The sequence below is a fragment of the Streptomyces catenulae genome (assembly GCF_000718015.1).
GTDB classification, from domain to species: domain Bacteria; phylum Actinomycetota; class Actinomycetes; order Streptomycetales; family Streptomycetaceae; genus Streptomyces; species Streptomyces catenulae.
This window is the reverse complement of record NZ_JODY01000015.1, coordinates 41,178-54,783: the sequence shown is the minus strand read 5'-3', so window position 1 is coordinate 54,783 and position 13,606 is coordinate 41,178. Positions and strand designations below refer to the sequence as shown.

General features: G+C 73.6%; 15 protein-coding genes and 2 tRNA genes. 15 read left to right on the top strand and 2 right to left on the bottom strand.

Annotated features, from left to right (window positions below; translation table 11 throughout):
* Window positions 1–99 precede the first annotated feature (99 nt).
* From proB to IF23_RS0115195, 5 genes are all read left to right on the top strand, one after another.
* Window positions 100–1,176, top strand: a complete 1,077-nt coding sequence (gene proB, locus IF23_RS0115215) for a glutamate 5-kinase (protein WP_030283861.1) — start codon at window positions 100–102, stop codon at window positions 1,174–1,176.
* 276 nt (window positions 1,177–1,452) lie between these two features.
* A complete protein-coding gene (locus IF23_RS0115210; RefSeq protein ID WP_030283860.1) occupies window positions 1,453–1,959 on the top strand; it encodes a hypothetical protein in 507 nt (168 codons plus the stop codon).
* 125 nt (window positions 1,960–2,084) lie between these two features.
* Window positions 2,085–3,353 (top strand): glutamate-5-semialdehyde dehydrogenase, encoded by a 1,269-nt coding sequence (locus tag IF23_RS0115205; protein WP_030283858.1) that lies wholly within the window; start codon window positions 2,085–2,087, stop codon window positions 3,351–3,353.
* Window positions 3,354–3,414: 61 nt separating this feature from the next.
* On the top strand, window positions 3,415–4,008 hold the full coding sequence (locus tag IF23_RS0115200) for an SCO2584 family spore wall biosynthesis protein (RefSeq protein WP_030283856.1): 594 nt from the start codon (window positions 3,415–3,417) through the stop codon (window positions 4,006–4,008).
* Window positions 4,009–4,092: 84 nt separating this feature from the next.
* On the top strand, window positions 4,093–5,217 hold the full coding sequence (locus tag IF23_RS0115195; RefSeq protein WP_030283854.1) for an SCO2583 family membrane protein: 1,125 nt from the start codon (window positions 4,093–4,095) through the stop codon (window positions 5,215–5,217).
* Here the strand turns inward: IF23_RS0115195 and IF23_RS0115190 are convergent.
* Window positions 5,180–6,274 (bottom strand): M48 family metallopeptidase, encoded by a 1,095-nt coding sequence (locus tag IF23_RS0115190; RefSeq protein ID WP_030283852.1) that lies wholly within the window; start codon window positions 6,272–6,274, stop codon window positions 5,180–5,182. The two genes, IF23_RS0115195 and IF23_RS0115190, sit on opposite strands and share 38 nt — an antisense overlap.
* Window positions 6,275–6,407: 133 nt before the next feature.
* Between IF23_RS0115190 and IF23_RS0115185 the strand changes: the two genes are divergently transcribed.
* The 9 genes from IF23_RS0115185 (at window position 6,408) to IF23_RS0115145 (ending at window position 11,686) form a co-directional block, all read left to right on the top strand.
* Window positions 6,408–6,593, top strand: coding sequence for a hypothetical protein (locus IF23_RS0115185; protein ID WP_030283849.1), 186 nt, complete (start codon window positions 6,408–6,410; stop codon window positions 6,591–6,593).
* 153 nt (window positions 6,594–6,746) lie between these two features.
* A complete protein-coding gene (locus IF23_RS34440; protein WP_169750007.1) occupies window positions 6,747–6,896 on the top strand; it encodes a hypothetical protein in 150 nt (49 codons plus the stop codon).
* A 51-nt stretch (window positions 6,897–6,947) separates the two neighbouring features.
* The gene (nadD, locus tag IF23_RS0115175) at window positions 6,948–7,559 is read left to right on the top strand and encodes a nicotinate-nucleotide adenylyltransferase (RefSeq protein WP_051739587.1); all 612 of its coding nucleotides are present in this window, start codon (window positions 6,948–6,950) and stop codon (window positions 7,557–7,559) included.
* Window positions 7,560–7,583: 24 nt separating this feature from the next.
* On the top strand, window positions 7,584–9,506 hold the full coding sequence (locus IF23_RS0115170; protein WP_030283846.1) for a LytR C-terminal domain-containing protein: 1,923 nt from the start codon (window positions 7,584–7,586) through the stop codon (window positions 9,504–9,506).
* A gap of 230 nt (window positions 9,507–9,736) precedes the next feature.
* Window positions 9,737–10,171, top strand: a complete 435-nt coding sequence (gene rsfS, locus IF23_RS0115165; RefSeq protein WP_030283844.1) for a ribosome silencing factor — start codon at window positions 9,737–9,739, stop codon at window positions 10,169–10,171.
* On the top strand, window positions 10,168–10,821 hold the full coding sequence (locus tag IF23_RS0115160; RefSeq protein WP_030283842.1) for a histidine phosphatase family protein: 654 nt from the start codon (window positions 10,168–10,170) through the stop codon (window positions 10,819–10,821). Before rsfS ends, IF23_RS0115160 begins: the two co-directional genes overlap by 4 nt.
* Before the next feature lie 114 nt (window positions 10,822–10,935).
* Window positions 10,936–11,008: transfer RNA gene (locus IF23_RS0115155), tRNA-Ala, on the top strand.
* 234 nt (window positions 11,009–11,242) lie between these two features.
* A complete protein-coding gene (locus IF23_RS0115150; RefSeq protein ID WP_030283840.1) occupies window positions 11,243–11,449 on the top strand; it encodes a hypothetical protein in 207 nt (68 codons plus the stop codon).
* A gap of 3 nt (window positions 11,450–11,452) precedes the next feature.
* The gene (locus IF23_RS0115145; RefSeq protein ID WP_030283838.1) at window positions 11,453–11,686 is read left to right on the top strand and encodes a hypothetical protein; all 234 of its coding nucleotides are present in this window, start codon (window positions 11,453–11,455) and stop codon (window positions 11,684–11,686) included.
* Between the two features lie 91 nt (window positions 11,687–11,777).
* Here IF23_RS0115145 and IF23_RS0115140 read toward each other — a convergent pair whose 3' ends face one another.
* Window positions 11,778–13,115 (bottom strand): glycosyltransferase 87 family protein, encoded by a 1,338-nt coding sequence (locus tag IF23_RS0115140; RefSeq protein ID WP_051739586.1) that lies wholly within the window; start codon window positions 13,113–13,115, stop codon window positions 11,778–11,780.
* A 151-nt stretch (window positions 13,116–13,266) separates the two neighbouring features.
* Between IF23_RS0115140 and IF23_RS0115135 the strand changes: the two genes are divergently transcribed.
* Window positions 13,267–13,339: transfer RNA gene (locus tag IF23_RS0115135), tRNA-Ala, on the top strand.
* Window positions 13,340–13,606: the final 267 nt, after the last annotated feature.

Sequence of the window (13,606 nt, the reverse complement as noted above, 5' to 3'; positions counted from 1 at the left end):
CAGGGGGTAGCAGTGGCAGGGGCGAATCAGGGGGCGGCGACCGACGGGACCTCCGGGGGCGCGGGGCCGCGCGAGGGTGTCGCCGAGGCCCGCCGGGTCGTGGTGAAGGTCGGCTCGTCCTCGCTGACCACCGCCGCCGGAGGGCTGGACGCCGACCGCGTCGACGCGCTGGTGGACACGTTGGCGAAGTACCGCGACAAGGAGATCGTGCTGGTCTCCTCCGGCGCCATCGCCGCGGGTCTCTCCCCGCTCGGGCTCGACCGGCGCCCCCGCGACCTCGCCCGCCAGCAGGCCGCCGCCAGCGTCGGCCAGGGCCTCCTGGTCGCCCGCTACACCGCCTCCTTCGCGCGCTACGGCCGCCGTGTCGGCCAGGTCCTGCTGACCAGCGACGACACCAGCCGCCGCGCCCACTACCGCAACGCCTGCCGCACCCTGGACCAGCTCCTGGCCATGGGCGCGGTGCCGATCGTCAACGAGAACGACACGGTCGCCACCGACGAGATCCGCTTCGGCGACAACGACCGCCTCGCCGCCCTCGTCGCCCACCTCGTCCGCGCCGACCTCCTCGTCCTCCTCTCCGACGTCGACGGTCTCTACGACGGTGACCCCTCCACCCCCGGCACCACGCGGATAGCGCAGGTCAGCGGGCCCAAGGATCTGGAGGGCATCGAGATCGGCAGCGCCGGGCGGGCCGGGGTCGGCACTGGCGGCATGGTCACCAAGGTCGAGGCCGCCCGGATCGCCGCGGCGGCCGGTGTCCCGGTCGTGCTGACCTCCGCGGTGCACGCTGCCGAGGCGCTGGCCGGCGGCCCCACCGGCACCCACTTCCTGCGCACCGGCCGCCGCTCCGCCGACCGCCTGCTGTGGCTGGCGCACGCCTCCACCCCGCGCGGCGCGCTCGTGCTCGACGACGGCGCGGTGCGCGCGGTCGTCGAGCGGAACTCCTCGCTGCTGCCCGCCGGGATCGCGGCGGTGGAGGGCGAGTTCACCGCGGGCGACCCGGTCGAGCTGCGGGACCCCTCCGGCGCCGCCGTCGCCCGCGGGCTGGTCAATTTCGACGCCCGGGAGATCCCCCGTCTGATCGGCCGCTCCACCCGGGACCTCGCACGCGAGTTGGGCCCCGCCTACGAGCGGGAGGTCGTGCACCGCGACGACCTCGTCCTCCTCGGTCCCTGACGCCTCAGCTGCGCCGACGGCCCCGTCCGCCCCACCGGTGACACCGCCGCGCGGGGCCCGCGGGCACCCGGCGCGGCGGCGCCCGTAGCGGAGCGGCGTGCCCCCTTTCCGCGGGGACCTTCGGCAAAACGCCCCCGCGACGGTCCGTGGGCTGGTCCACTTTGTTGCGGGGGCACCGCAGGTGAGCGGTGCCCGCAGCACGCCGGGAAAGAACCCACCGATCGGCTCCGCGCCCGCGCGGGGCGATTCGCATCAGCCGCAGCACAGGAGGCCGCCGTGGTACGAGGGCGCCCAGGGGCACCGCTCCGAGGGACGGCGAGGCCCACACTGACCAGCGTCGGGACCGGCACCCCGCCGGGCGCCCCGGCCCGGTCGGACGCCGCCGACCGCACCCGTCCGCACGCCGCACCGCAACCGGCGCCGCACGCCGGGGACCGCGAGGTCTCCCGGCTGTGGCACGTCACGCTCAGCGTCTCCGGGGCCGACGCCCCGCTGGCCGACGTCCGGCGGGCCCTCGAACAGCTCGCCCACGACCACCCGTTCCTGCTGACCAGCCGCTACGCCAACGACCACGCCGAGATCCGGTACTGGGAGGAGGCCCGCGACCTGCACGACGCCGCCGCCGTCGCGCTCCGCCTCTGGGGCGAGCACCGCTCCACGGCGGGCCTGCCGCCCTGGGAGATCGTCGGCCTGGAGGTCATCGACCGCGACACCTACCACCAGCGCATCGCCGAGGGCTACGGCCCACCCCCGGCGGCACCGGTCGGGGTCCATCCGTACTGAGTGCGGCGGACGGGGGAGCGGGGCCGGTCCGGCGGCCGCCGCACCCGGTCACCCGGCGGCCCGGCCCGTCCCGCTCCGTGAACCACCCCGTGGCCCCGCGCCGCCGCTCGTCTAGTCTTCCGCCCATGACCAGCAGCGCCTCGCACTCCTCACCCGTCCTCGCGACCGCGGCCCGCGCCCGGGAGGCCGCCGCCCTCCTCGCGCCGCTGCCGCGCACCGACCGCGACGGCGCCCTGCTCGCCATCGCCGACGCCCTCGTCGCCCGCACCGACGAGATCGTCGCGGCCAACGCCGAGGACACCGCCGGGGCCCGGGCCGCCGGAACCCCCGAATCGCTGGTCGACCGGCTGACCCTCACCCCGGAGCGGGTCGCCGCCATCGCCGACGACGTCCGGCACGTCGTCACCCTGCCCGACCCGGTCGGCGAGGTCGTCCGCGGCTCGACCCTCCCCAACGGCCTCGACCTGCGGCAGATCCGCGTCCCCCTCGGCGTCGTCGGCATCATCTACGAGGCCCGGCCCAACGTCACCGTCGACGCCGCCGCCCTCTGCCTGAAGTCCGGCAACGCCGTCCTGCTCCGCGGCTCCTCCTCCGCGTACGCCTCCAACACCGCCCTGGTCGCCGTCCTGCGCGACGCCGTGGCGGCCGCCGGACTGCCCGCCGACGCGGTCCAGCTGGTGCCCGGCGAGAGCCGCGACTCGGTCCGCGAGCTGATGCGCGCCCGCGGTCTGGTCGATGTGCTGATCCCGCGCGGCGGTGCCTCGCTCATCCGCACCGTCGTCGAGGAGTCCACCGTCCCGGTCATCGAGACCGGCACCGGCAACTGCCACGTCTACGTCGACGAGGCCGCCGACATCGACATGGCCCTCTCGATCCTCGTCAACTCCAAGGCCCAGCGCACCGGTGTCTGCAACGCCGCCGAGACCGTCCTGGTGCACGCCGGGATCGCCGACGCCTTCCTGCCCCGCGCCCTCGAAGCCCTCACCCAGGCAGGTGTGATCGTCCACGGTGACGCCGCCTGGCAGCAGGCCGGACCGGGCCTGGTCGCCCCCGCCACCGACGAGGACTGGGCCACCGAGTACCTCTCGTACGACATCGCCGCCGCCGTCGTCCCCGACCTCGACGCGGCCGTCGCCCACATCCGCCGCTGGACCTCCGGCCACACCGAGGCGATCGTCACCACCTCCACCGCCGCGGCCCGCCGCTTCACCCAGTTGGTCGACTCGACCACGGTCGCCGTGAACGCCTCCACCCGCTTCACCGACGGCGGCCAGTTCGGCTTCGGTGCCGAGATCGGTATCTCCACCCAGAAACTGCACGCCCGGGGCCCCATGGGACTGCCCGAGCTGACCTCCACGAAGTACGTCGTCACCGGCGACGGGCACATCCGCTGACCCCCGGCCGGTTTCGTCCCGCTCCCTGCCCAAGCCGCCCGGGCGGGGCTAATCTGGACGCGTGCCGGACGACGCGGGGGGCACGCCGTTCCCGGACGGCGAACAGCCCGACGAGCACGACCACGGGAGCCACGGAGCGGCGGACGAGGACTTCGCCTCCGTGGTCTTCGACGAGGCGTTCGTCCGCGCCGCGCAGATCCACGAACCCTCCGCCGTCGAGCGCCTCGTCGCCGCCGCCGAGGCCCGCGCCGGTCTCGCCGTCGGCCCCGAGCACGAGAGCGGCGACCCCTTCGACGACCCCTACGGCCGGGACCGGTACGGCGCCCACGACGACGACACCTTCGCGCCCTACGGACCGTACGGCCCCTACGGCGGCGCGCTCCGCCCCTACCGCGGTACCGCCCACTGGCACCGCCCGGTGGCCTGGGTGCTCGCCGTCGTCATGGGCGTCGGCCTCGTCGCCCTCGCCTTCACGGCCGTCCACCGCACCGCCGGAGCCGGGGCCCCGGGGCGGCCCCCGGCCTCCAGCGGACCGGACACCCCCTCCGGCGGCCCCCGCCCCGCACCGGCCCGCCCCGGGCTGCCGCCGCCCGCGTCCGCCGGAGCCGTCCCGCCGACCGCGTCGCCCGTCCCGTCCGGGTCCCGGCCGCACTGATGGCGCCGGAGCGTCCCCGGCGCCGCGCGCACGCGGTCGGCTCCTCGACGTTTACGCACCGCCCCGCCGACCTACCCTGGTGATATGAGCGGACGAGGTGACCCTCCCGAGGGGACGCCGGACGGCGCTCCGGGAGGCGGCGAGGACGAATACCGGTCGATGGTCTTCGACGAGTCGTTCATCCGCGCTGCCCGGCTCCAGGAGAACTCCGCCGACGAACGCCTCGGCGAACACCACGCCCCCGCCGTCCGCCCCCGCCGCCCCTGGGTGCGGCTCCCCGGCTCACGCCAGGCGCTGCTGCTGGTCCTGCTGATCGTCATCGCCTTCGGCACCGCGATCTACATGGGCGTCCGCCACCCGTACAAGGCCGCCGAACCGGGCCTCGGCGCGCAGCCGCTGCGCTCGTCGGTGGTGCCGCTCACCCCGCCCGGCGCGGTGCCCGGCGGCGCCCCCGGCGATCTCTACGCCCACAGCCCGGCCGCCCACTTCCGGGTCGGCGCCGCCGGGGTCACCCTCCCGGCGAACACCGCGCGCACCCCGCACTTCTCCGGCGGTCAGGTCGTCGAGGCGCTGCGGCTGGCGAAGGAGTACCTCATCCGCTCCTCGATCGACCCGGCCACCCTGACCGGCGGCAACGTCCGCTCCGTGCGGCTGCTGCTGGACACCGGGCAGCTCGATCAGTTCGACCGGAGCATGGCGCGCCCCGTGGACGACGGGCGGCACGCGGCGACCGGCTGGCTGATCCGCTTCGACCACGGCACCACGGCGCTGGCGGACCGGAACGTCCGCGTCGACGGCACCCTCGGCGCCTCCGAGAGCGGCCCCGACTCCCTGGACGTCACCGCCGACTACACCTTCGTCTACGCGGTACGGGCCACCGGCGGCGCCGACCAGCACGCCGCCCACGGCACCGGGAAGCCGGTGCCCGGCGCCTCCTCGCTCTTCACCGTCCGCCGCGAGATCCACTTCCGGCTGGACCGCGCGGACCTCGCCGACCACCGCCTGGAGGTCACCCAGAGCAGCCTCCAGGCCGGACCGATGGCGTGCGCCCCGCAGGCGGACGTACTGCGCCCGCTGCTGGCCGGTCAGCATGCGGGGGACGCCCGACCGGCGGGCACCGATCCCTACTCCCGCCAGTGGGCGAACCCCTCGCTCTGCGGCCGGCTCGCCGCTACTTCCCAGCCGACTCCGAGCCACCCGATCCGCTAGCGCCGTCGTCACCGGAGGAGCCGGGACGCTGGGTGCCGCGGAAGACGGTGTCCCGCAGCTTGCCGCCGAGGTCGCCCGCACCGCCCGCGATGTCCCGCACCAGGCCCATCAGCGGGTCCTTGCTCTGGCGCACCGAGTCGGCGTAGTGGGACGCGGAGTCGCGGAAGGAGTCGGAGACCGAGGTGTCCTTGTCCTCCTCGCGCCGCAGGTAGTGGCCGTCCATGATCCGCTGGTAGTCCCGGCTGGCCGCCCACTTCTTCAGCTCGGCGGCGCGCACCGTGGTGAAGGGGTGGCTGCGCGGCAGGACGTTGAGGATCTTCAGCACGGAGTCGCGCAGATCGCCGCCGGACTCGTACTCCTCCGCCTGCTCCAGGAACGCGTCGACGTTCATCTCGTGCAGATGGTTGCCGCCCGCCAGCTTCATCAGGCCGCGCATCGACGCCTGGACATCCTGCCCGACCAGCAGTCCGGCACGGTCCGCCGACAGCTCCGACTTGCGGAACCACTCGCGCAGCGCCGTCACGATCGCCATCACCGCGACATTGCCGAGCGGGATCCACGCCACCCGCAGCGCCATCTTCGTCAGGAAGAGCAGCAGGGTGCGGTAGACCGCGTGCCCGGACAGGGCGTGACCGACCTCGTGGCCGATGACCGCCCGCATCTCCTCCTCGTCCAGCAGCTCCACCAGACCGGTGGAGACCACGATGATCGGCTCGTCCAGACCGATGCACATGGCGTTGGGCTGCGGGTCCTGGTTGACGTACATCGGCGGGACCTTCTCCAGGTCCAGGATGTAGCAGGCGTCGCGCAGCATGTCGTGGAGATGGGCGAACTGCCGGTCGCTGACGCGGACCGAGTCCGACAGGAAGAGCAGCCGCAGGCTGCGCTCCGGCAGCAGGCCGCTGAGCGTCTTGAAAACGGTGTCGAACCCGCTGAGCTTCCGCAGCGCCACCAGCGCCGACCGGTCCGCGGGGTGTTCGTACGAACGGGACGAGATACCGGGGAACCGCCTGCGCTCCCGGCTCGGTACGCGCTCGCCGCCTGGGCTCTCCGTCATTGGGGCCTCCCCCTGTTCGACTGCGTGTGATTCAGACTAGAGGACGCCACCGACACCCGATTGGATGCTCGGGCGTACGCTGACAGTCGCACCACTTGACCGCACAGTCCCGTACAAAACGGAGCGCCCCGCCATGACGATTCCGAGCGTGCTGCTCGCCGCTTCCGACGCCGCCGCGACGGCCGGTGCCTCCGGCGTCTCCCACGCCAACGACGGCCCCGGGTGGCTGCTGCGCGGCACGATCATCGTCGGTGTCCTCGGCGCCATCCTGCTCGCCTGGTTCCTGCTGCGCGGTTACGGCGACTCGGACAACAACTGACCGACGCGGCGCGGGAGGTGGGGCCGCCGGGCACCGTACCGGGCGGCCGTCCGCACCGCTCCCCGGCGGAGTCGCCGTGAGCCCGCGCGGGCCCGCCGCTTACGATGTGGCGGAAGTCTCTGCCCGCCCCCAGCCCGGATTGGTCCCCCGCCGATGAGCCTGCACACCTCCGCACAGTCCCTGGTCGCCCTTGCCGAGGGAGGCCAGCACAACAGCCTCAACCCGCTCGTCACCGGCGGCGGCGCCTTCGTCGTCCTGCTCCTCCTGCTGGTGATCACCACGCGCTTCAACCGGGACCGCTGAGCCCGGTACCCGGCCTCCGGCACCCCGCGGCGCCCAGTAGGGTCTGCACGCATGGGAGAGCACACAGAGCCCGTGAAGCGGCGACTCGGAGTGATGGGCGGGACGTTCGACCCGATCCATCACGGACACCTTGTCGCCGCCAGCGAGGTGGCCAGCCAGTTCCACCTCGACGAGGTCATCTTCGTCCCGACCGGGCAGCCGTGGCAGAAGAGCCACAAAACGGTGTCCCCGGCCGAGGACCGGTATCTGATGACGGTCATCGCGACCGCGTCGAACCCGCAGTTCTCCGTCAGCCGCATCGACATCGACCGCGGCGGCAAGACGTACACCATCGACACGCTGCGTGACCTACGGGCGCTGCACGGCGACGCCGATCTGTTCTTCATCACCGGCGCCGACGCGCTGGGACAGATCCTCACCTGGCACGACGCCGAGGAGTTGGTCTCCCTCGCGCACTTCATCGGCGTCACCCGGCCGGGCCATGTGCTCGCCGACCCCGGGCTGCCGGACGGCGCGGTCTCCCTCGTCGAGGTGCCCGCGCTCGCCATATCCTCCACCGACTGCCGGGCGCGCGTCGCCCAGGGCGACCCGGTCTGGTACCTCGTGCCCGACGGTGTGGTGCGCTACATCGACAAGAAGCAGCTCTACCGCGAGAACGGCTGACGGGGCGGATCGAAAGGGGCACCGGTGACCGACCGACAGGACCCGTACGGGCCGCAGGACCCGTACACCCCCGACCCGTACGCCCAGGAGCGGCGGCAGGGTCGGCAGGAGTACACCTACGACGCGTACGGCCAGCCGGTGCACCAGGACACCGCACCCGGCCAGGAACCGCACCACGACCCGTACGGGCGGCCCGCCGCCCCGTACGGCGACCCGTCGTCCTACGGCCACGACCCCTACGGGGGCCAGGGCCACGGCTACGACGGCCACACCCAGAACTACGACCCCTACGGGAACCCGGTCCCCGGCGGCGGCGCCCCGCAGCAGAACTGGGTCCCGCAGCAGGCCCCCCGCCCCGGCTACGAGCAGCCGTCCTACGCGCCGTCCGGCTACGAGCAGCCGTACGGGCAGCCCGGCTACGGCCAGGAGACGTACGGCGGCGCCCCCTACGGGGAGCAGAGCTACGCCGGGCAGCCGCAGTACGGCGCGCAGGGCTACGCCCGGCCCGGCTACGCCGACCCCGCCCCGTCCGGGCACCGCCCCGTCGAGCAGGAGGCACCGCGCGGCTACCCCGAGGAGCCGCAGCACCACCGCGAACAGCCGCCGCGACCGCCGGAGCAGCGCCGCCCGACCGAGGACGCGGACCCGGCGGACGGCCCCGAGGCATCCGCACCCGGCGCCGACCGGGGTCCGGACTACCGCACCGAGCAGTTCGCGTTCATCGAGGAGCCCGACGAGGACTCCGAGGACGTCATCGACTGGCTGAAGTTCACCGAGAGCCGCACCGAGCGCCGCGAGGAGGCCAAACGCCGCGGTCGCAGCCGCCGGGTGCTGCTCGTGGTGCTGCTCGTACTGCTGGTGGCGGGCGGTACCGGCTATCTCTGGTGGGCCGGGAAGCTGCCGGGGCTCAGCGGTCCGGGCGGCGCCGCCGCCGAGGCGGGCGCCGGGCAGAAGCGCGACGTCCTCGTCGTCCACCTCCGCGACACCCGCACCGGCGACAGCTCCACCGCGCTGCTGGTCGACAACGAGACCACCGGCAAGGGCACCACCGTGCTGCTGCCGAACAACCTCATCCTCACCAAGGACGACGGCACCGCCACCACGCTCGGCAAGTCCGTCAAGGACGACGGCACCGAGCCCACCCGGGACTCCCTCGGCACCCTGCTCGGCGCCGACCTCAAGGCGTCCTGGCGGCTGGACACCCCGTATCTGGAGAACCTCGTCGAGACCGTCGGCGGTATCTCCGTCGACACCGACACCACCGTCCCCGGCGCGAAGCACGGCGACTCACCCCTGGTCAAGCCGGGCCATGAGCGACTCCTCAACGGCCAGTCCGCGGTCGCCTACGCCACCTACCGCGGCCCCGGCGAGACGCAGGACAAGCAGCTCAAGCGGTTCGGGCAGGTCATGCAGGCCACGCTGAAGAAGGTCTCCAGCGACGCCGACGGCGCCACCGCCACCGTGAAGTCGCTGCTCCAGGTGCTCGACCCGCCGCTCACCGAGGCACAGCTGGGCAGCTCGCTGGCGGTCCGCGCGGAGCTGGCGAAGACCGGCGCCTACGGCACGCTGCTGCTGCCGGTGCAGGCCAACGGCACCCTGGGCCCGGACGCGGCCGGTTCCGTCGTCAAGAACGTCCTCGGCGGCACGGTCAAGAAGACCGATCCGAACAGCACCCCGCGGGTCTCGGTACGGAACGCCACCGGTGCCGCCAAGGCCGCCCCCAAGGCACAGGCGGCGCTGGTCAACGGCGGTTACACCTACGTCAGCGGCGGCACCGCGGACGCCGACCAGGCCGCCTCGCAGGTCACGTACGAGGACGCCGCGGACCACGGCAGGGCGGCGGAGGTCGCCAAGACGCTGGGGCTGCCGGACGGCGCGGTCCGCAAGGCGCACGGCGCCGCCAACGCGGACATCACGGTCGTCCTGGGACAGGACTACCGGGGCTGAGCGCCGCGGGAAAGGGGCGGCCACCTACCACTCGAGTAGCTGGCCGCCCCTTTCCCGTACCCGCCTGACCTGCGGCGTCGGGCCGCCGGAAAATCCCCGGCAGGTGTGTCGGTGGTCCGTGAGACCCTTGAGAAGAATCCGAAGCCGTTCGAACCGCCCGTCCGGGCGGTGCCGCCGTGGGCCGTGTGCCCGGGGCCGGAGGACGGCCCGCCCCGACCCGAAAGCCGCTTGTGACCGCCACGGACCGTTCCCTCGAGCTCATCAACGCCGCCGCCCAGGCGGCCGCCGACAAGCTCGCGCACGACATCATCGCGTACGACGTCAGCGACGTCCTCTCGATCACCGACGCCTTCCTGCTCGCCTCGGCGCCCAACGACCGCCAGGTCAAGTCGATCGTCGACGAGATCGAGGAGCGCCTCAACAAGGAGCTGGGCGCCAAGCCGGTCCGCCGCGAGGGCGACCGCGAGGCCCGCTGGGTCCTCCTGGACTACGTCGACATCGTCGTCCACGTCCAGCACAGCGAGGAGCGCGTCTTCTACGCGCTGGAGCGCCTGTGGAAGGACTGCCCCGAGATCGAGCTTCCCGAGGACGCCAAGGCGACCCGCGGCAAGGCCGCCGAGCACGCCGAGGCCACGGTGGGCGAGGCAGAGGGAGCGAGCAACTGAACGGCACCTCCGCGGGCCGCGGTCGCCGCATCGTCCTGTGGCGCCACGGCCAGACCGCCTGGAATCTGGAGCGCCGCTTCCAGGGCTCCACGGACATCGAGCTGACGGCGGCGGGCCGGGAGCAGGCCCGGCGCGCCGCGCGGCTGCTCGCGGCCCTGGGCCCGGACGCCGTCGTCGCCTCCGACCTGCGCCGCGCCGCGGCGACCGCCGGTGAGCTGGCGGCCCTGACCGGGCTCGCGGTGACGCACGACGCCGGGCTGCGGGAGACGTACGCCGGAGCCTGGCAGGGCCTGACGCACGAGGAGATCATCGCGCGCTACGGCGAGCAGTACGCCGCCTGGAAGCGCGGTGAGCCGGTGCGGCGCGGCGGCGGCGAGCTGGAGACCGAGGTCGCCGACCGGGCCGCCCCGGTGGTCCTGGAGCACGCCGGGAAGCTGCCCGACGACGGCACCCTCGTCGTCGTCAGCCACGGCGGCACCATCCGCACCACCATCGGCCGGTTGCTGGGCCTGGAGGCGCACCACTGGGAGGGGCTCGGCGGACTGTCGAACTGCTGCTGGTCGGTGCTGGGCGAGGGCGCGCGCGGCTGGCGGCTGCTGGAGCACAACGCCGGGACCCTTCCGGAGCCGGTGCTCGGCGACGACACCTGAGCCGCCCGCGGAGCGTCCCGCGGACCCGGATTTCACATCTGGGCAGGTCGCAGGCTAAAGTTCTTCTTGTTCGCGGCGCCGCCGGGGGAAACCCGGAGGGGCGGAACAAGACCCGGGGCTATAGCTCAGTTGGTAGAGCGCCTGCATGGCATGCAGGAGGTCAGGAGTTCAATTCTCCTTAGCTCCACAACCCGGATGATCCCGTCTCACGGATTCCAGTCCCGCACTGGATCGCGCGAGGCGGGATCATTGCTGTATCTGCGACGCCGTCGGGACGGGCCCGGGGCCGGACGGTTCGGGGCCGGTGGCGCGGGCAGATTCGGTGCGCGGGCCGTCGCGTCCGGGCCCGCGCCGTGACCAGGCCGTCCCGCCGGGTGGTCCGTGGCAGAATCGGACGGCCGGCAGGGGAGGAGAGGACGCGATGCCCAGGAGCATCCTCGGGAAGGTCGCCGACCTGCCCGCCGCCGGGCCGTCGTGCCCGCACCGGCTGCCGGACACCGCCTTCCCGCGCGGTGCGACCCCGTCGTTGCAGTGCCCCACCTGTGGCTCCGGCCGGGTGGCGCAGATGCTCGGTGACAACGGCGGCGTCTCTTTCGTCTGTACGTCCTGCGGCCACAGTTGGAGCTGACCGATGGGAGCCCACAGCAGGAAATGCGACTGGTGCGGCAGCGGTACGCCGATCGTCCGTGACATGGAACCGCTCAACTCCGCGTTCCAGTACTGGTGCGAGGAGTGCGCCCGCGCACTCGTCATCAAGGGCGACCCGATCGAGACCTACCGCGAGTTGGACGGCGAGCCGATCTACGGCCGCCTCCTCGACGAACACTGCACGCTGAAGCGTTTCTACTCCTTCGCCACCGCCTGAGCGCGGCTCCGGCCTCGGCTCCCCGACCGCCGTACGCACGGCCCCGCCTGACGCCGTGTGAGCCACGGCCCGGGCCCGCACCCACGTCATGTCACCGAGGGGGGGCGCCCACGGTTCCGGGCCGGTCCCGGGCGCCGCGTGCCGTCCGGCGCAGCCGCAGCGCGCACAGCGCCAGCAGGCCGATTCCGGCGAGCGGATAGACGTCGGAGAGCAGCAGTTGGAGCGGGTTCTGGTGCAGCTCCTCGTGGCGGTGCCAGGCGTGCGGCACCCACCACAGCGCGAAGCTGACGAACAGGAGCGCCAGCGCGCCGGTCGCCGTCCACCACCGCCGGGCCGCGCCGCCGGTGCGGGCCAGTGCCTCGGAGCCGAGCAGGATCAGCGCCGGTACGCACCACACCCAGTGGTGCGACCAGGAGACCGGGCTGATCAGCAGGGCCGTCACCGCGCAGCTGACGGCGGCCCAGGCGCGGTCCCCGCGCAGCAGCGCACCGACCGCGAGGGCCAGCCCCGCGGCGACCGTCAGGGCGGCGGCCACCGGCCAGACGCCGCCCGGGTCCTGGGTGTGCAGCAGCCGGGCGAGGGCGCCGCGCAGCGACTGGTTCGCGGTGATCTCGACGTCGCCGACGCGGTCCGCGGCGAAGACGATCTCGGTCCAGAAGCGGTGCGCGTCGCGCGGCAGCGCGAGCGCGGACAGTCCGGCGGTGGCGAGGAACGTCACGGTGGCCACCGCCGCCTGCCGCAGCCAGGGCACCCGCAGCGCGGTCCGCAGCGGGGCGCCGTCGCGCAGCAGCCGGACGGCGCGGACCGTCCCGGCGAGCGCGAGGAAGACGGCGAACAGCGCGGGCGTGAGCTTGATCCCCGCCGCGACGCCGATCCCGATCCCGGCCCAGCGGTTGCCGTCCCGGCGGGTCAGGTCCCACAGCACGAGCACCGCGAGCAGCAGATTGATCTGCCCGTAGCGCAGGGTCGTCCACACCGGCTCGCACCACACCAGCAGCGCCGAGAGCGCGAGCGTCGCGGCCGGGCGGGGCAGCCGGTGCGGGCGGTCGACGAGCCGTAGCGAGAGGTGGACGACGGCGATCAGCAGCAGGAGGTTGCCGACCGTGGCCAGGGTGCGCATGGTGCCCACGTCGACCAGGGTCAGCGGGGTGAACAGCAGCGCGGCGAAGGGCGGATAGGTGTTGGGCAGGTGCGCGGAGGTGGCGACCATGTCGTAGAGGTCCGCGCCGGTGCGCGCGGTCCAGCCCTCCGCGCGGTAGACCATGAGGTCGATCATGGTCACCCGCGCCAGCCGCTGGGCGGTCCAGAACGCCGCGAACGAGACGAGGCAGCCGACCGCGGCCCACCGGACCGCCCGGCGTCCCGGCGCCCCCGTCAGGGGGGCGCGGCCGCCGGAATCGGTGGACTGTTCCAGCTCCGGCGCGGTCACGGCGTACGGCTCCCCAGGACGAATCGGGCACGGTCCGCCGACAGTACCCCGGGCGCTTCCGGGCGCCGGAGCAGGAGCGATTTGGCAGAAGCCCGGGAGGGCCGTGTAATGTAGTCGATGTCGCCGCGGGAGACCGCAGCGGAGAAGACCTGGGGCTATAGCTCAGTTGGTAGAGCGCCTGCATGGCATGCAGGAGGTCAGGAGTTCAATTCTCCTTAGCTCCACAGGAATCAGAGCGGGCCGTCCGAAAAGGGCGGCCCGCTCTTCGTTGTACCTCCGTTTCTCCGTACGGCCGCTGTGTGTGGTGTGCGCCATAGGGCGGGCGGTACGGGGCGGGTGTGACGTAGGGCATGACGGCGGCGGTCCCGGGGGCGAGCCGTGCGGGGTGGGGGAGTGGGCGCCGGTGGGGCGGTGTTCCGCGCCGCGCGTGGTGACCTCCCGGGCGACCGGTTGACCCCGCCGTACTCTGACGTCTGCTCACCTTCCGCCCG